Here is an 18221-nt window from a genome sequence, read left to right as displayed (position 1 = left end):
TTTATCATAAGAATTAACGTAATATCAACCATATCCCACTCATATTGTAATAGTGTATGTCAGAACTCACGAGAAGGAGTGAACATAATGAGCTGCAATTGTAACGAAGATCATCAACATGATTTTGATTTCAACTGTGTATCTAATGTCGTTCGTTTTATACATGAATTACAAGAATGTGCAACCACAACATGTGGGTCTGGTTGCGAAGTTCCATTTTTAGGAGCACATAATAGTGCATCCGTAGCAAATACGCGTCCTTTTATTTTATACACAAAAGCTGGAGTACCTTTTGAAGCATTCGCGCCATCTGCAAGCCTTACTAGCTGCCGATCTCCAATTTTCCGTGTCGAGAGTATAGATGATGATGATTGTGCTGTATTGCGTGTATTAAGTGTAGTATTAGGTGATACCTCTCCTGTACCACCTACTGACGATCCAATCTGTACATTTTTAGCTGTACCAAATGCAAGATTAATATCGACTAACACTTGTCTTACTGTTGATTTAAGTTGCTTCTGCGCTATTCAATGCTTACGTGATGTTACGATTTAAATCTAAATAATGAGTTAAGCATGGATTGGGTGGCAGAATTATCTGCCACCCAATCCATGCTTAAAGAGTATTATTATGTAAATTTATTAAAATTGGGAACTTGTCTAGAACATAGAACCTGTCCTTTTCATTAACTGAAAGTAGAAACAGATAAAGGAGTGAAAAACATGTTCTCTTCTGATTGCGAATTTACGAAAATTGATTGCGAGGCAAAACCAGCTAGTACACTACCTGCCTTCGGTTTTGCTTTCAACGCGTCTGCACCTCAGTTCGCTTCACTATTTACACCACTACTATTACCTAGCGTAAGTCCAAACCCAAATATTACTGTTCCTGTAATAAATGATACAGTAAGTGTCGGAGATGGCATTCGAATTCTACGAGCTGGTATTTATCAAATCAGTTATACATTAACAATTAGTCTTGATAACTCACCTGTTGCACCAGAAGCTGGTCGTTTCTTCTTATCATTAGGTACACCAGCTAACATTATTCCTGGATCAGGTACAGCGGTTCGTTCTAACGTTATTGGTACTGGTGAAGTAGACGTATCCAGCGGTGTTATTCTGATTAACTTAAACCCTGGTGACTTAATTCAAATTGTACCAGTTGAATTGATTGGAACTGTAGACATCCGTGCTGCAGCATTAACAGTTGCACAAATTAGCTAGTAAAAAGCGGTATTTCTAATACAGAAATACCGCTTTTTTATATGTATAATAAAAAACACTCACAGTAACATGAGTGTTTCATTCTTCATAGTGTTTTATTGTGTTCTTCTTTTTCCCACAATTACATCCCTTTTTCTTCACAAATCCTTGTTGTTGCAATTGTTCTTGATATGCCTGTTGTTGTGCATGGTGCTGTTGCTGTATGTTATACCATTGCTGCAGGTCATATGAATTTTGCCTTGGATTATTGCTCACAGCAAACATCTCCTCTACTGTCAATTCTGTCTATTTACTATATGAACAACTCTTTATTTCCGTTCCCTCATTCTTTTAAACTCCGCTTTTTCTCGTATTATGGAAATATATTATTCTCCCATAAAGTATCCTGTAATCGTTTCAATGATTGCTGCTGCTCCTGCAATAGCTAATAATGCAAGTAACGGCTCTGCAACGATCGGAATCCAATTATATAAGACTAATAAAAAAGCACTAACCCATACACCTGTACACCAATAACAGCTTAATAATTCGCCAATCCACTTTCGTAATCCTTTACCTTTTACTTTTGTAAAAGTTGATACACTTCCATCCGGCTCTGTAATCTCTAATTCATCAATAAATGGCCTTCGCAAAAAGCCTGTAATTTTATCATAAACAATTAAACGAGTGAGCCTAAAAGCAGCTAACGCGAAAATAAAAAATAAAAGCCAGCTTGTAAACAGCATAAATCCACCTTCCCTTATCCTCTTTCGCCTATTTAAAAAAAAAGGTCTTGAGATTGTGACCAAATCTCCTCGACTCCAATATCTTATTAATGTAAATACAAACAAGAAGATAAGGAGTGACATTAATGAGTTGTAACGAAAATAAACACCATGGCTCTTCTCATTGTGTAGTTGACGTTGTAAAATTCATCAATGAATTACAAGATTGTTCTACAACAACGTGTGGATCTGGTTGTGAAATTCCATTTTTAGGGGCACACAATACTGCATCCGTAGCAAATACACGTCCTTTTATTTTATACACAAAAGCTGGAGCACCATTTGAAGCATTCGCGCCATCCGCAAGCCTTACTAGCTGCCGATCTCCAATTTTCCGTGTGGAAAGTGTAGATGATGATAGCTGTGCTGTACTACGTGTATTAAGTGTAGTATTAGGTGATAGCTCTCCTGTACCACCTACTGATGACCCAATTTGTACGTTTTTAGCTGTACCAAATGCAAGACTAGTATCGACATCTACTTGTATTACTGTTGATTTAAGCTGTTTCTGTGCTATTCAATGCTTACGCGACGTTTCTATCTAATAAGTGAAGTAAACTAAAAAACTATTGGGGTGGTAGAAAATTTCTACCACCTTTACATATTTAAAAGCCGGCCATACTAATTGATTGGATATCCTCTATAGATAATTTAATATCTCGCATACTATTTGGCGGCATAATCGCTACAATTCCATTACGATACGATATGATTGATCCAACATATGAGACTGTAGCTGTTTTTATTCTGCACCTTACTTTCGGAATATAATGAGGACGATTTAATAAAAAATGAATTTTCTCTTCATTATTCATATCCTTAAATGATTTATTATACGGAACAGTTCTCACTGGCTCTTGCTGCTCTTGTACTTGTTCCTCTTCTTCTATTTTTTCTTCTACTTGTTCTTCTTGTTGCTCTTCTTCTTGTTGTTCTATTACCTCTTCCACAGCACTACTTACAACATTTTCGTTTCTATTCCTTTCCTCTTTTCTATCCTCATTTTCAAAGTTTGTTAAAATAATTCTTTTTATTTTCGGTGCGGCAAGTTCCAAACTTACTTGCGCAATATATAACAACGGTTTTCCAACTGTTGAACTTTTATTTTTATTCTTCACACTCGTCCCTCCCACTTCCATACGTAGCTGAATAAATCGTGTACTATTATAGTTATATTCATTACATGGTAAGAACTTTCGTTAAAAATCGTTCTTTCCAGGAACAAATAAAAAGGACAATCTCAACATATAGAGATTGTCCTTTAACATTTAACATTTAACATTATATTTATCCTAGGATATGATACCCTGAATCAACGTGAATGTTTTCTCCTGTTACACCGCGTGCTAAGTCACTGAATAAGAATACTGCTGTATCTCCAACTTCTTCTTGCGTTGTTGTACGACGAAGTGGTGCGCGCTCCTCAATTTCTCTTAAGATTGAGTTAAAGTCGCCTACACCTTTTGCAGATAACGTACGAATTGGACCTGCAGAAATAGCGTTAACACGAATGCCATGTTGACCTAAATCGTTAGCTAAATATTTCACGCTCGCTTCTAATGAAGCTTTCGCAACACCCATAACGTTATAGTTTTTCACAACGCGCTCGCCGCCAAGATATGTTAACGTTAAAATATTTCCGCCTTCTGTCATTACTTTCTTCGCTTCTCTTGCTACAGCTGTTAAAGAGAATGCACTAATATTTTGTGCAAGTAAAAATCCATCGCGAGAAGTATCTACAAATTCACCTTTTAAGTCGTCACGATTTGCAAAAGCAATACAATGTGCTACACCGTGAATTGTACCAACTTCTTGTTTGATTGTTTCAAAGCAAGCTGTAAGTTCTTCATCATTTGTTACATCACAAGGTAATACAAGTGACTCTTGTCCTTCTAATGTATCCGCTAATTCACGAACGTTTTTCTCTAAACGTTCTCCTGCATATGTGAAGATTAATTTTGCACCTGCATTATGCAAAGAGCGAGCAATTCCCCATGCAATACTTCTTTGGTTCGCAACGCCCATAACAACAAATGTTTTCCCTTGTAATAGTTCCATGATATATCCTCCCAGAAATACTTATACTTGTTATTAGTACCTGATACTATAATTATAGTAACATAAAACCTCTTAAAGGCAAACAAAAAAGTCATTAACTTAAAATTGTTAATGACTTTTTGTTTCTATAAAAAAACGTTCTAATCCTTCTTCCCAAGAAGGCATTTGTAAAAAACCATTTAATCGCAGCATGTTATGTTGGAAAATAGAATATTTTGGTCTCGCTGCCGCCGATCCAAATTCTTCAGTTGAAACCGGTAATACATCCACTTTCATATTTGCATACGAAAATATTTTCTTTGCAAATTCAAACCAAGAACATGATCCTCTATTGGATACGTGATACGTACCGTATAAAGAAGTATGGATGAGCTTATTAATCATTACATTTAAATCCGCCACATACGTAGGAGAACCGATTTGATCCGCTACAACAGATACTTCTTCTCTTTCTTTCCCTAATCGCATCATCGTTTTCACAAAATTATTTCCATACTTACCATACAACCATGATGTACGAACGATAAAGTATTTATTATGTAACTCTTTGACGAACTGCTCTCCCGCATATTTAGAAGCCCCGTATATATTTATCGGCGCCGGATTATGAAATTCATCGTACCCTTCCGGTCTGTCACCTTGAAATACATAATCCGTACTAATATAAACTAACTTTGCCTCCACTAATTGTGAGGCAACTGCTACATTTCGAGCCCCTATTGCATTTATTCTATAAGCAAGATCTCGTTCTTTCTCAGCTTGATCAACCTTCGTATACGCTGCACAATGAATAATGATATGTGGCCTTATTTTTTGTACCACTTGCTGCACTTTGGATATATTTGTTATATCTAGTAACTTTTTATCAAATGGATATATGTCATATTCTTCAGGATTTAACTCTTCTTGTAGTTGCTTTCCCAATTGACCATTTGCTCCTGTTATGATAATCCGTTCTCTCATTTATATGCCCCTTACTTTTTTAATGGTTTCCACCATTCCTCATTCTTCTCATACCATTGCACCGTTTCTTGTAACCCTTGCTCAAACGTATACTTCGGTTCCCAATCAAATTCATTCTTCATTTTCTCTGCATCAATCGCATAACGGCGGTCGTGTCCTAAACGATCTGTCACATATTCAATATCCTTTTCCGTTTTTCCTAAGAGAGTAATAATTTGTTCCACAACATCTATATTTGTTTTTTCATTATTTCCACCTATATTATATACTTCTCCTATACGTCCCTTATGCAAAACAACGTCAATCGCACGACAATGATCCGTTACATGTAACCAATCTCTTACATTTAATCCATCGCCATATAACGGTAATTTTTTTCCTTCGAGCGCATTCGTAACCATTAACGGAATTAGTTTTTCAGGATATTGATACGGCCCGTAGTTATTGGAACAACGCGTTACTATAACTGGTAATTGATATGTTTTATAATAAGATAAAGCTATCATATCGGCGCTCGCTTTGCTTGAAGAATATGGACTATTTGGAGCTAACGGGGTTTCCTCGGTAAATCGCCCTGTTTTTCCTAAAGAGCCATACACCTCATCCGTTGATACTTGCACGAGTTTAATATACGGATATTTTTTTACTAATTCTAATAAGGTGACTGTCCCAATTACATTTGTATCATAAAAAGGAAGCGGATTTTCAATACTACGGTCCACATGTGATTCAGCTGCGAAATTGACAATGACTTGCACATCACGTTCCTTAATAACATGCTCCAGCAGCTCTCCATTTTGAATTTCACCTTTTACAAAATAGTAATTCGGATGATCTTGAATAGACTTTACATTATTTAAGTTTCCACTATATGTTAATGCATCGAAATTAATAATTTTATATGTTTCATAGCTTTGTAACATATAATGCACAAAATTACTTCCAATAAATCCGGCCCCACCTGTTACTAATATATTCATACACAACTCTCCTACTCAAAAACTATCTTCACATTCCTGAAGCGATGGTAATATTCGATCTTTATCAGACAAAATAGGGCTTGTTACCGGCCATGGAATTGCTAAGTCTTTATCATTCCAAAGTACCCCTGAGTCATGATTAGCACTATAATACTCATCTACTTTATACATAACAATAGTATGCGGGACAAGTGTACAAAAACCATGTGCAAATCCTTTTGGCACTAATAATTGCCGATGATTATCCGCGCTTAAAATATATCCTCTCCATTGTTTAAACGTTGGTGAATCTTTTCGCAAATCAACGATAACGTCATAAATTGCTCCTTGCATAACTTGAATAAGTTTCGTTTGTGCTTTCGGATTTTTTTGAAAGTGTAACCCCCGAATCGTTCCCGCTTCTGTCGAATACGAAACATTATCCTGTACAAATGAATACGTAACTCCTAATGTTTCTAGCACCTTCTTATTATAACTTTCAGTAAAAAAGCCACGCTCATCTCCAAATAACCTCGGTTCTAACAATTTTGCGTCGGTAAAGTTTGTTTCTATAACTTCCATATTCTCACCTATTCTCCGTTAAACTGTTTACCAAAGTTTATATCCCGCGCCAACATATTCGCCCTTTGAAGAGAAACATGAGTTCCTGCATCAGTCCACCAACCGCTCATTTCATTATAAGTAAGTACCTCACGTTTTAAATACCAATTATTGATATCTGTAATTTCAAGCTCTCCCCTTGCGGAAGGTTTTAATTCTTTTATATAAGAAAAGACTTTCGAATCATACAAATAAATTCCTGTGACTGCATAGGAACTTTTCGGCTCTTTCGGCTTTTCTTCAATTTCAATTATTTTGCCGTTTTGAATATTTGCTACGCCAAATCTCTCTGGATCATCTACAGATTGCAGCAGTACTTTCGCACCTTCTTTTTGATTTGCAAACTCTTCAACATACGGACGAATATCATCCGAAAAAATATTATCACCTAATATAACTACCATGCGATCATTCCCAACGAAATCTTCACAAAGCCCTAATGCTTGCGCAATTCCACCAGCCTTATCTTGCACACGATACGTAAAGGACACGCCAAACTCTTGACCGCTTCCTAAAAAACTAACAACATCTCCCATATGCTCTTTACCTGTAATAATCATAATATCTGTAATCTCGCATTGTTTCAGCTTATATACCGCATGATAAATCATTGGATAACGTCCAACAGGAAGCAAATGTTTATTCGTTACTTTCGTTATTGGGTATAACCTCGATCCAGTACCGCCTGCTAAAATAATCCCTTTCACTCTGCATCTCTCCCTTATGATGGAGATAATATATCTTTATACTGTTCTACAAACACTTTTCGATCTTTCTCATATGTATCCGCATCAAATTCATCTCCGTTATAATGAATACACCATAAATTTGATTGATTTGGGATACCAATTAAATAACCAGCCCTTTGAAACTCTAAAGACTGTGATACATCATAAAAGTGGAACCCTTGAAACAAATCTTCTCGCCACGGAATATCATACTGCGTTGCCATGAATAAGCCATCAATTGCCTGCACCGACATAAAAGATTGGCTTCCATAAAACCCCTGATCTAAATTTAATAGTTGATAATTCCGTCTTCTATACTCAATCACTTTCCCTACTAAATTTTTCCCTTCCCACCATATCCCGTTACTCGGTAAAAATTGAGCTCCAGCTACTCCAATTAAGCCGAGCTTTTCATTATCTTTAAACAGGGAAATAAGTGTATAAAACATCTCTCGATTAATAAGATAAGTGTCCTGATGTATATAAACCTTATACTTCGCGGGATATGAAAGTGCTCGGTTATATGCGCTTGCCATACTTTTCGCATCTCGTATCGGAAAAATTTGCACGACATAATCAGGGGGAACAAAAAGGTTTCTTATTTGTCTCTCGCATTGTTCAAATAGCTCTTCATTATTTACACAAACAACAACTAATATTGTACGATCCTTCATTTTGTAGCCCCTCTATTCATCTTGATTTACATCTGACATATAGTTCTCCACAAATATCTTTCTATACTTGTCATAGTTGGTCATATTTACATCAATATGATAGTGAATGCACCACGCATCACGCTGTACAGGAACCCCAACTGTATAGCCAGCTTTTCTAAATTCAAATGACTGAGATACATCATAATAGTCAAACCCATCAAACAAGTCTTCTCGCCACGGAATATCGTATTGCGTTGCCATCAATAAACCGTCTATACATTCCACAGGTATAAATGTTTTTGACTCATGGTACGGTTGTTCTTGCGTTGCCATATAAAATAAATCGTTCATATAACCAATTACTTTCCCAACAACTCCCTTGCCTTCATTCCATATCCCGTTTGGAGGAACATACTGGGCTCCAATCATTCCAATCATTCCAAGATGTTCATGTTCGTTAAATAATTGAAGTAATCCGTATAAAAATGCCACATTCATAATGAAAACATCTTGGTGTATATATACTTTATATTTCGCTGGATGCGAAATCGCTTGATTATATCCGCTCGTCATACTTTTCGCATTCCGAATTGGCATAAATTGTACAATATATCCTGGAGGCACTGCCAATCTCAATATATGCCGTACACACTGTGCATACATTTTCCGATCATTTATACACGTAACAAATAATATTGTTTTTTCACCAGCACTCATAACTGTGATTTTTCTGCTTCAATAATATACTGAAATACGACCGTCTCAGCCATGAAGCCACTTCCAAGACGATATTTCTTACAAATTCCATATAACTCCTCAATTAACGGTTCATACACTTTATGATCAATATATACACGATCTACTTTACTAATCGAATATCCTGCTTTTAAAAACATTCGGAGCATTTCATTAAATGTAAAGAAACGAATATGCGTTTTATCTAATAAACCATATTCTGTATACGTCCAATTTCCAGCAAGTAACGGTGCTAATACTGAAATGTGAGCAACGTTTGGTATACTTGCTAAAATCACACCATTTTCTTTTATATATGGCTTTACTTTTTCTATTACAGCCCAAGGATCAAATAAATGCTCTAATACGTCACCAAATATAACGCAATCAAATTGCTCCTCCTCGTACGGCATATCCATTGTTTCTATATCGCCTAAAACGACATGATCTAGTTTTTCTTTTGCTTGTTCTGCCGCCTCTGGGAATGCCTCAATTCCAGATACACGTGTGCCATTTTCTTTTATGGCAGCTCCCAATGCACCACTCGAGCAACCGATATCAAGAACTTCTTTCCATTCCTTTTTTATATGCTTTAATAAATTCGGATTCACTGCATTATAATAATGCCCAGACTTTTCTTCGTATAAAGAATTTTTTGGGGAATTCATTTTACACACTCCTTATGCAAATTGAATTTGAAATATAAATCTCATTTAAAGTCTATAAATGTAACCTGTACTAGTTACATTGCCGATACTTTACTATATAGCCAATCTATTAGAGTTAGAATCGCGATGAGCCATTTCTAAAAAAAGCTGCCTATAACGATTTATATTGTTTATCAAAAACACTCCGAAAATATTTGCGGTTATATTCGATTGCAGCATTATTTGGAACATAAGCAGCCGCTAATTCGTTGTAATAATAAGCTTTGTCTTGATCTCCTAACTTGCTATAACAAATACACATTTGTAAATAGGGAAGCCATGTGTAGCTCGCTGGACTATGAAATGGACTCTCCGTCGCCATTGGTACTTCCGTTGCAAGTTTAAACCAAAATATCGCTTCGTTATATTTTTGTTGTTCCATATATATATATCCTATTCTTGTACAATTCTCCCCTCTAGGAACATCATATCGAAACGACTTCACGCAAGATTCAATTGCCTTTTCCCATGATCCAAGCTTTGCATAGCAATCTCCTAACTTACCACATGCATAAATTTTCTCTTCATACCATCCTTCATCTTGATTAAGAAATGTTTCATATAACATAACTGCATCATCATATTTTTGGTTATCCATAGATTCATTAGCGTAATAAAATAAATCTCTCGGACTCAATTCTTCTCCTGCAGCTACAGCATTTTGAAAAATTTTCAAATTACGATTTGTTACCTTTTTTTCTTTTTTATGTGTAATAGCAACATTACTACTAAAAGTTTCACCAGAAATAGCTAAATACTCATGAACCTTTCCAAACCATTGAAATTGTTTTTCACGCTTTACAAGTCGATTTCTTTTTGTACAATATAAAGGTTTCCCGCTAGAATCCAATGCAAGATGATACGGCATCGAAACAGCATCAATTTTAGGATCTAATTCTCTTTTTAAAAGTTTCAATGCTTCTTGAGCATCTTCTAATAATACGTCATCTGCATCTAGCCACAATATATACTCTTGCGTTGCTTTTGAAAAAGAAAAATTTCTTGCTGCTGCAAAATCATTAATCCATGGAAAGTCATATATGTTAGAGGTATATTGAGCTACAATTTCTTTCGTTCGATCAATGGAACCTGTATCAACTATAATAATTTCATCAACAATTTTTTCGACTGCATCTAAACATCGACCTATTGTATCTTCCTCATCTCGAACAATCATACATAAACTAATTGTAATTCCTTGCTTGTTCAACATAATCACCCTCTTCCAAATCAATCATATGTTATACATACAATAAACTTTCCACTTTTTTAACTTGCACAAGCAGTTTAAGATTTCTTTTCAATAATTCAAATGTCCGTGTCATTTTCTTTCGGTTTTGCATCTACTATATAATGAACGCTTTATGGAGGTGAATTTATGTCAAATAATAATTATTCAGATGGATTGAATCCCGATGAATCTTTATCAGCTAGTGCATTTGACCCTAATCTTGTAGGACCAACATTACCACCAATACCACCGTTTACCCTTCCGACTGGGCCAACTGGACCGACTGGACCAACTGGGCCGACTGGGCCAACTGTACCAACTGGGCCAACTGGGCCAACTGGACCGACTGGACCGACTGGGCCAACTGGTACAACTGGTACAACTGGTGCTACTGGACCGACTGGGCCAACTGGTACAACTGGTACGACTGGACCAACTGGGCCAACTGGTGACACTGGTACGACTGGATCAACTGGGCCAACTGGTGACACTGGTGCGACTGGACCGACTGGGCCAACTGGTGACACTGGTGCGACTGGACCGACTGGGCCAACTGGTGACACTGGTGCGACTGGACCGACTGGGGCTACCGGACCGACTGGGCCAACTGGACCGACTGGACCATCAGGGCTAGGACTTCCAGCAGGATTATATGCATTTAACTCCGGTGGGATTTCTTTAGATCTAGGAATTAATGATCCACTACCATTTAATACTGTTGGATCTCAGTTTGGTACAGCAATTTCTCAATTAGATGCTGATACTTTCGTAATTAGTGAAACTGGATTCTATAAAATTACTGTTATCGCTAATACTGCAACAGTCAGTGCATTAGGAGGTCTTACAATCCAAGTGAATGGAGTACCTGTACCAGGTACTGGATCAAGTTTAATCTCACTTGGAGCACCTATCGTTATTCAAGCAATTACGCAAATTACGACAACTCCATCATTAGTTGAAGTAATTGTTACAGGGCTTGGATTATCATTAGCTCTTGGTACGAGTGCATCCATTATTATTGAAAAAATCGCTTAAATTTTTACTTAGCAGTAAAACTGATATCAGTTTTACTGCTTTTTCATTGGTAAATTCAATCATTAAATCCTTCTTTTCTACATAGTCATAATGTTGTATGACATTCTTCAGGAGGCACTTATATGGAAAATAAATCGGCTGTCCAGCTTTATCTCGAGTTATTAAAGAAAACAATTTTATTTGAAATATGGTTGGAATACGAGCCATACTTACCTGCTTCGTTACATATTTCTAAAGAACTATCATATGAACCAGTTACGGTTCCCCTTCCTTTATTTCTTAAGCAGTATATAGAAAATCACAATTTAAAAATCGTTAATCCTAACGTTTCAAACAATGAGCGTCAAGGTGGTAAGGATTGGCCAAGAGCTGCACATAGTATGGTTGGGCGAAAACGTATGAATCAATTACAAGAGGCGATGGAAACTGTAGTCAGGGAAAATATAGAAGGTGATTTTATTGAAACTGGTGTATGGCGCGGAGGATCATGCATTTTTATGAATGGTTTTTTACAAGCAAACAACATTAAGGATCGTACTGTATGGGTTGCCGATTCGTTTGAAGGTCTGCCCGCACCTAACTTAGAACAATATCCGAAAGATTACGGTGATTATTTGCACACATTCGATTACTTACGAGTTTCTTTAGAAACAGTGCAAGAAAACTTTAGAAAATATGATTTATTAAATGATCAGGTGAAATTTTTAAAGGGTTGGTTTAAAGATACATTGCCTTCAGCACCGATAGAAAAAATTGCAATTGCACGCCTTGATGGTGATATGTATGAATCAACGATGGATAGTCTTGTAAATTTATACGATAAAGTTTCAATAGGTGGCTTTATTATTATTGATGATTATGGACTGATAACATGCGCAGAGGCTGTAACAGATTTCAGAAGTGAAAGAAACATAAAAACTCCTATGACTCAAATCGATGATTTCGGTATTTTTTGGAGAAAAGAATAGAATAAAAAAATATTTAGTTGAGGGGTACTATTATACTACTAATTCATGAAAACCAATCTTGTAATGAATAAAAGCAAAGCTCCCCTCAATATAAAGTAGGAATTTCCTACTTTACTATAAGAAAGGTGTGAATTTTTTGAACGAAAATGAGAAAAAAATTACATTAATCCCACCTCCAGAACTTGTTCAATATGTAGGTGGTCATTTTGAAGAAGTTGGAAAAGAGTTTATGCAGTATTTTATTGAAATTGGCAATTTAAAATCAAATGAAACAGTGTTAGATGTAGGCTGTGGTATCGGCCGGATGGCGGTTCCATTAATGAACTATTTAAGCGATGATGGTACTTATTATGGATTTGACTTGTTCAATAAGGGAATTACATGGTGCAAAAACAACATTTCAACACGACGTAACAATTTCCATTTTGAACATGTCGATATATATAATCAATTCTATAATCCTGATGGAAAAGAAGATGCTTCCCAATACAAGTTTCCATATGAAGATGAATCATTTGATTTTATTTTTTTAACGTCTATATTTACCCACCTCCTTCCGAAAGAATTGGAACATTACTTAAGTGAAATTTCTCGAGTTTTAAAAAAGGATGGGAGATGTTTTATTACTTTCTTTTTAATTAACCCTGAATCTTCCTATTACTTAAATGCAGGACTAAGTACGTTAGGTTTTTATCATCAAATTGACAATTGTTATGTTCTAAATAAAGATATCCCGAATTTCGCAGTTGCCTATCTTGAGAAAGATATTCTTACCCTATTAAATAAGTATGGACTAGAAATGCAGACTCCTCCCCATTATGGCTCATGGTGTGGCAGAACTGAACATACAAGTTATCAAGATATGATTCTTACACAAAAAATTGCTGAAAGGTAGTTGTATATGAATAATATAAAAAATCTGCCGCTCGTTTCCATCCTTATTCCCACCTATAATCGACCACATTATTTTAAAATTGCTCTAGAAAGTGCATTAGCACAAACGTATTCCAATATTGAAATCATTGTAGGAGACGATAGTACAAATAATGAAACAGAAAAATTAATATACCGACATTATTTACATAAGCATAAAAATATAACATACATTCGAAATGCCACTACTCTAGGGCAATTTCATAACGCCCTTATGCTCTTAAAGCAGTCAAATGGAGAGTACATAAATTTCTTAATGGACGATGATATATTTTATAGTAGTAAAATTGAAAAAATGATGTTTTATTTCCAAAAAGACTTAGATCAAAATCTCGCGCTTATTACATCTTATCGGACTTGGATTAATGATGATGGAGAGATTATTGAACAACATCCCTCCATGAAAAGATTATATGATGAAGATACTCTACTAAATGGGACAGATCTTGGAAACCATATGCTTATACTAGGACAAAATATTATCGGTGAACCTACGACTGTACTCTTTCGAAAACGCCTATTAACAGAACCTTTCGGTACTTTAAATGGGAGAAATTATAATTGTAGTGTTGATATGGCCTCTTGGATCAGTTTACTTTCCAAAGGTGATGCGATCTACATCACGGAACCTTTAAGTTCTTTCCGCCTTCATACTGGACAGCAAGTACATCACAAATACCTTGAAGGCTGCGAAGATTTTTCACATCTCGTTTTAAATTCAAAAAAATATGGTTTCCTACAAGAGATTGACTATTACAAAACGAGTCTGTTAAAAGCTTGCGAATGGCATAAAAATGCTACAACATTTTATCAACTATATCCAGAGCTCATTCCAACGACTGATACACATATACGCCTTTCTCATTGTTTGAATATAGTTACAAAAGAACTCCGTGCCATATAGTCCATCACACGGTAGGTACTATTCCTTCCGTGTGATGTATGACTTCCCACAAATAGTGGAATAAATGTATGCATAGTCTGCTTGTATATTATTTTTATCATGACATGATCCGTATACTTACTAGGCGATAGAAAGGAATACACACATTGAAAGATCCAAATTCTCAATATCAAATAGACTACGTATTACTATTCATTTTATTTGCCATTGGGATTGTTAGTTGCTTTGCAATTGCAAGTGCACAAGCCTCTTTACCACCATTTTTGCAAAATGTAAATTTTGTATTAAAACAAATCCAGTGGTACTTCATTGGATTCATAGCCATTGGCATGATTATGATTATTGATTTTGACCGTTATCAAAAAATTGCTTGGTATTTATATAGCTTTGCATTGGTACTACTTATTGGGCTAGAATTTCAAGTACCAGGTGCCATTACAATTAAAGGTGCGACCGCTTGGTACAGGCTCCCAGGCATCGGAAATTTCCAGCCTTCCGAAATTATGAAGTTGTTTTTAATTATCGTCACCGGAAGAATTATAGCCAATCACAATGAGAAATATTTTTACCGAACAATACACGACGATTTTCTATTACTCGGAAAAATATGCGCAACAAGTTTGCCGCCACTACTACTTATTGCAAAAGAACCTGATTTAGGAAACACAATGGTAATTTCAGCTATGCTCGCAGCAATGATATTAGTTTCTGGTATACGTTGGCGTTTTATTTTCGGGTTAGTTTCTGGTATCTTTGTAGCTGGCTTTACATTAACGTATATTTTTTTCACTCATACAAAATTCTTTAAAGCACACATTTTACAAGAATATCAACTAAATCGCTTCTACGGCTGGTTAGCGCCATACAAATATGATGCGCAAGGCTATCAATTAAGACAAGCTTTCTTAGCTACTGGATCAGGAGAAATGCAAGGAAAAGGTTGGGAAAATGGACAAGTATACTTTCCAGAACCACATACAGATTTTATTTTCACGAATGTCGCTGAGCAATTCGGATTTTTAGGCGCAAGCGTCATTATTGCGCTTTTTTTCCTACTTATTTTCCGCATGATTCATATCGCTATAGAAAGTAATGACCCTTTCGGCAGTTACATCTGCGCTGGTACAATCGGAATGTTTACTTTTCAAGTATTTCAAAATATCGGGATGACAATCGGATTACTACCTATTACAGGCATTACACTACCCCTTATGAGCTACGGAGGAAGCTCCTTACTCACATACATGATAGCGATTGGATTTGTTTTAAACGTCCACTCAAGAACGAAAATCTTTATGTTCAACTGAAGCACAAAAACGGTATATTTTTATCTCTATCCTTTTTTAGATATACTAATGAAAAATATGATGGAGGTTTAAATATGAAATATGACATTATAGGGGATATTCATGGATGCTTCCAAGAGTTTCAAGATTTAACGAAAAAACTCGGATATAACTGGAATAGTGACTTGCCGATTCACCCTGATCAACGCAATCTTGCTTTTGTTGGCGATATCACAGATCGCGGTCCTCATTCATTACGTATGATTGAAATTGTATGGGAACTTGTCATAAATAAAAAAGTAGCGTATTACGCTCCGGGAAATCACTGCAATAAACTATACCGATTTTTCCTTGGACGTAATGTGACAATCGCTCATGGACTCGAAACAACTGTTGCCGAATATGAAGCACTACCTTCTCATCAACAAAACATGATAAAAGAAAAATTCATCACACTTTACGAGCAATCCCCTTTATATCATGTGCTCGATGAAAAAAGGTTAATTGTGTGTCACGCCGGCATTCGGCAAGATTACATAGGAAGAAAAGATAAAAAAGTACAAACCTTTGTATTATACGGCGATATTACAGGAGAAAAACATGCTGACGGTTCACCTGTCCGTCGCGACTGGGCGAAGGAGTATAAAGGAACAGCTTGGGTTGTATATGGACATACACCCGTAAAAGAACCTCGCTTTGTAAATCATACAGTCAATATTGACACTGGTGCTGTATTTGGTGGCAAACTAACTGGACTACGTTATCCTGAAATGGAGATTATTTCCGTTCCTTCCTCCCTGCCTTTTGTCCCTGAGAAATTCCGCCCAATTTCATAACTCATATGTAAGGATTACCGTATCTTTTAGGCGTCTCTCATATAAAGTGAAACTTTAATCAGCCCTCACCAATCCCACTTTAATGGGCAGCCCGTCCATTAAAGTGGGATAAAAATTGGGTAAAGTCATTAAAAAAAGATGCAATAAAGTGCATCTTTTTTTAATGACACGGCATATACTGTCGCAGGAGGTGACAGAATGAAGAAAAAATCTTCTAAACAAAAAAGAAAATGCCCGCCTTTTTATCTGCCCATGTACGGAATTAACAACTGGTGCAGCATTCGAGCTGCAGCTGTAGAAGAACTGGAAGAACAAGAGGCTTCCACAAAAAACAAAGATAGACCAAAATATGTCTCATTACAGAATGCTGTAATGAGCCGCATAATTGATAATAGAAAAGCAAAGATGCAGCAAAAAAATAAACCTCTCTCTACTCATATTGAACAGATTGTGCCTTCTGAGCAAGTAGAGAAGAATACCGAAGAAAACAGCCCTGTAGCAATAAATAAAAAAGCGGAAGCAGAAATTCCAGCTGCTATTATAAATCAAGTAAAAAAAATTAAAGAAGCATTAGTACCGTCAGGTGATATACAAACAGAAAAAACGATTATCATTCAGACCCCTACATCTGAAAATAAAAAAGTAAAAAAAGATGGGCGGTATGCATATGCAGAGGGTCTTCACTCTCATGCAGAGGGTACAGCTTCACATGCAGAAGGACTTCTGACACATGCAAAAGGTTCTTTCTCTCATGCAGAAGGATCAAAAACGAAAGCAACTGGACATAGTTCCCATAGTGAAGGAAGTGAAACGACAGCAGGTGGCTCTTATTCTCATGCGGAAGGTAAACATACAATCGCTTTAGGCGAAGCAGCGCATGCAGAAGGAACCGCGACTATCGCTAACGGATTCTCTTCTCATGCGGAAGGTAATCATACATCAACAGCTCATTTTGCAGGTAGCCATATTATGGGGCGCTTCGGCACAGCAGATGAATCTTATTCTTGGTTTATTGCAAACGGCACAAATGAAACCGATCATAATATCGGTGCAAAGTGGCTTGCTCATAATGGAGAAATGTACATTGAGGGCGCTTCTTACAATGCAAGCGGAACTGATTTTGCGCAAATGTTTGAAACAGTAGACAATACTTTTATTGATGTAGGTTATTTCGTTACATTTAGTAGCGAAGAAAAAATTCGAATCGCTACTTCAAACGATTCATTCATCTTAGGAATATCTAGTGCCACCCCCGCTCTTATAGGAAATAGCGGTGCTTTAAGTTGGCAAAAACGCTATAAAACAGATAGCTTCGGAAAACGTCAATATGTACGTACGGAATCGCAAGACATACAACCTCTTTTAAATACAGAATGGGATCCAGCTTGCAAATATATAGCAAGAAAAGACCGTAACGAGTGGCTTCCTGTCGGATTAATTGGACAAATGTTAGTACGTGATGACGGTACTTGCGAAACGCATGGATATTGTCGTCCAAATAACGATGGCATTGCTACAAAATCTGAAAGTGGCTTTTTCGTTATAAAGCGCACGGGCGACAATCAAATTTTAATATTATTCCGCTAAGAAAAAGGGAACAAAATTCTTCGT

Annotated in this window: 22 protein-coding genes; 10 read left to right on the top strand and 12 right to left on the bottom strand. The window is 36.4% G+C overall.

The window, feature by feature from the left end; translation table 11 throughout:
• Positions 1-87: 87 nt before the first annotated feature.
• Positions 88-555, top strand: a complete 468-nt coding sequence (gene cotY, locus BGI23_RS06205; RefSeq protein WP_001277717.1) for a spore coat protein CotY — start codon at positions 88-90, stop codon at positions 553-555.
• Between the two features lie 167 nt (positions 556-722).
• The gene (gene exsF, locus BGI23_RS06200; protein ID WP_000492937.1) at positions 723-1226 is read left to right on the top strand and encodes an exosporium protein ExsF; all 504 of its coding nucleotides are present in this window, start codon (positions 723-725) and stop codon (positions 1224-1226) included.
• A 78-nt stretch (positions 1227-1304) separates the two neighbouring features.
• Here exsF and BGI23_RS06195 read toward each other — a convergent pair whose 3' ends face one another.
• Together BGI23_RS06195 and BGI23_RS06190 are read right to left on the bottom strand one after the other, a co-directional pair.
• On the bottom strand, positions 1305-1490 hold the full coding sequence (locus tag BGI23_RS06195) for a hypothetical protein (RefSeq protein ID WP_003266501.1): 186 nt from the start codon (positions 1488-1490) through the stop codon (positions 1305-1307).
• A 101-nt stretch (positions 1491-1591) separates the two neighbouring features.
• Positions 1592-1951: a DUF1360 domain-containing protein gene (locus BGI23_RS06190; RefSeq protein WP_000899669.1), complete on the bottom strand. Its 360-nt coding sequence runs from the start codon at positions 1949-1951 to the stop codon at positions 1592-1594.
• 125 nt (positions 1952-2076) lie between these two features.
• On the opposite strand from BGI23_RS06190, the gene exsY reads away from it, so the two are divergent.
• Positions 2077-2535, top strand: a complete 459-nt coding sequence (gene exsY, locus BGI23_RS06185; RefSeq protein ID WP_001277733.1) for an exosporium assembly protein ExsY — start codon at positions 2077-2079, stop codon at positions 2533-2535.
• 60 nt (positions 2536-2595) lie between these two features.
• Here the strand turns inward: exsY and BGI23_RS06180 are convergent, their stop codons facing one another.
• The 10 genes from BGI23_RS06180 to BGI23_RS06135 all read right to left on the bottom strand — a co-directional run bounded on the left by BGI23_RS06180 (position 2596) and on the right by BGI23_RS06135 (position 10630).
• Positions 2596-3129: a spore coat CotO family protein gene (locus BGI23_RS06180; protein ID WP_077316988.1), complete on the bottom strand. Its 534-nt coding sequence runs from the start codon at positions 3127-3129 to the stop codon at positions 2596-2598.
• A 148-nt stretch (positions 3130-3277) separates the two neighbouring features.
• The gene (fabI, locus tag BGI23_RS06175; RefSeq protein ID WP_070805504.1) at positions 3278-4048 is read right to left on the bottom strand and encodes an enoyl-ACP reductase FabI; all 771 of its coding nucleotides are present in this window, start codon (positions 4046-4048) and stop codon (positions 3278-3280) included.
• Between the two features lie 108 nt (positions 4049-4156).
• Complete coding sequence (rfbD, locus tag BGI23_RS06170) at positions 4157-5011, bottom strand: dTDP-4-dehydrorhamnose reductase (RefSeq protein WP_001209175.1); 855 nt, start codon at positions 5009-5011, stop codon at positions 4157-4159.
• A gap of 11 nt (positions 5012-5022) precedes the next feature.
• Entirely contained in the window at positions 5023-5991 is a 969-nt protein-coding gene (gene rfbB / locus BGI23_RS06165; protein ID WP_070805503.1) for a dTDP-glucose 4,6-dehydratase, read from the bottom strand.
• Between the two features lie 15 nt (positions 5992-6006).
• Positions 6007-6552 carry a dTDP-4-dehydrorhamnose 3,5-epimerase gene (gene rfbC / locus BGI23_RS06160; RefSeq protein ID WP_000451992.1) on the bottom strand — a complete coding sequence of 182 codons (546 nt, stop codon included), beginning with the start codon at positions 6550-6552 and terminating at the stop codon, positions 6007-6009.
• A gap of 8 nt (positions 6553-6560) precedes the next feature.
• Positions 6561-7298 carry a sugar phosphate nucleotidyltransferase gene (locus BGI23_RS06155; protein WP_000676174.1) on the bottom strand — a complete coding sequence of 246 codons (738 nt, stop codon included), beginning with the start codon at positions 7296-7298 and terminating at the stop codon, positions 6561-6563.
• A gap of 14 nt (positions 7299-7312) precedes the next feature.
• Positions 7313-7993 (bottom strand): glycosyltransferase family protein, encoded by a 681-nt coding sequence (locus tag BGI23_RS06150; protein ID WP_000654997.1) that lies wholly within the window; start codon positions 7991-7993, stop codon positions 7313-7315.
• Positions 7994-8005: 12 nt separating this feature from the next.
• Positions 8006-8692, bottom strand: a complete 687-nt coding sequence (locus BGI23_RS06145; RefSeq protein WP_070805502.1) for a glycosyltransferase family protein — start codon at positions 8690-8692, stop codon at positions 8006-8008.
• Positions 8689-9378 (bottom strand): class I SAM-dependent methyltransferase, encoded by a 690-nt coding sequence (locus BGI23_RS06140; protein ID WP_001087862.1) that lies wholly within the window; start codon positions 9376-9378, stop codon positions 8689-8691. The genes BGI23_RS06145 and BGI23_RS06140 overlap by 4 nt, the downstream gene beginning before the upstream one ends.
• A 151-nt stretch (positions 9379-9529) precedes the next feature.
• Positions 9530-10630, bottom strand: a complete 1101-nt coding sequence (locus BGI23_RS06135; RefSeq protein ID WP_000932900.1) for a glycosyltransferase — start codon at positions 10628-10630, stop codon at positions 9530-9532.
• Between the two features lie 165 nt (positions 10631-10795).
• Between BGI23_RS06135 and BGI23_RS06130 the strand changes: the two genes are divergently transcribed.
• The 7 genes from BGI23_RS06130 to BGI23_RS06100 all read left to right on the top strand — a co-directional run bounded on the left by BGI23_RS06130 (position 10796) and on the right by BGI23_RS06100 (position 18197).
• Positions 10796-11683, top strand: a complete 888-nt coding sequence (locus BGI23_RS06130) for a BclA C-terminal domain-containing protein (RefSeq protein ID WP_070805501.1) — start codon at positions 10796-10798, stop codon at positions 11681-11683.
• Between the two features lie 122 nt (positions 11684-11805).
• Positions 11806-12651: a TylF/MycF family methyltransferase gene (locus BGI23_RS06125; protein ID WP_000428847.1), complete on the top strand. Its 846-nt coding sequence runs from the start codon at positions 11806-11808 to the stop codon at positions 12649-12651.
• A gap of 136 nt (positions 12652-12787) precedes the next feature.
• The gene (locus tag BGI23_RS06120) at positions 12788-13546 is read left to right on the top strand and encodes a class I SAM-dependent methyltransferase (RefSeq protein ID WP_070805500.1); all 759 of its coding nucleotides are present in this window, start codon (positions 12788-12790) and stop codon (positions 13544-13546) included.
• 6 nt (positions 13547-13552) lie between these two features.
• Positions 13553-14488 carry a glycosyltransferase family 2 protein gene (locus BGI23_RS06115; protein ID WP_070805499.1) on the top strand — a complete coding sequence of 312 codons (936 nt, stop codon included), beginning with the start codon at positions 13553-13555 and terminating at the stop codon, positions 14486-14488.
• Positions 14489-14634: 146 nt separating this feature from the next.
• Entirely contained in the window at positions 14635-15795 is a 1161-nt protein-coding gene (locus BGI23_RS06110) for an FtsW/RodA/SpoVE family cell cycle protein (RefSeq protein ID WP_070805498.1), read from the top strand.
• A 74-nt stretch (positions 15796-15869) separates the two neighbouring features.
• Positions 15870-16610 carry a bis(5'-nucleosyl)-tetraphosphatase PrpE gene (prpE, locus tag BGI23_RS06105; protein WP_070805497.1) on the top strand — a complete coding sequence of 247 codons (741 nt, stop codon included), beginning with the start codon at positions 15870-15872 and terminating at the stop codon, positions 16608-16610.
• Positions 16611-16808: 198 nt separating this feature from the next.
• Entirely contained in the window at positions 16809-18197 is a 1389-nt protein-coding gene (locus BGI23_RS06100) for a peptidase G2 autoproteolytic cleavage domain-containing protein (RefSeq protein ID WP_000730497.1), read from the top strand.
• The last annotated feature ends 24 nt before the right edge of the window (positions 18198-18221 follow it).

The sequence above is a fragment of the Bacillus sp. ABP14 genome, from assembly GCF_001831375.1.
GTDB classification, from domain to species: domain Bacteria; phylum Bacillota; class Bacilli; order Bacillales; family Bacillaceae_G; genus Bacillus_A; species Bacillus_A paranthracis.
The sequence above is the reverse complement of the archived record's forward strand: the minus strand, read 5'-3'. Positions and strand labels throughout refer to the sequence as shown.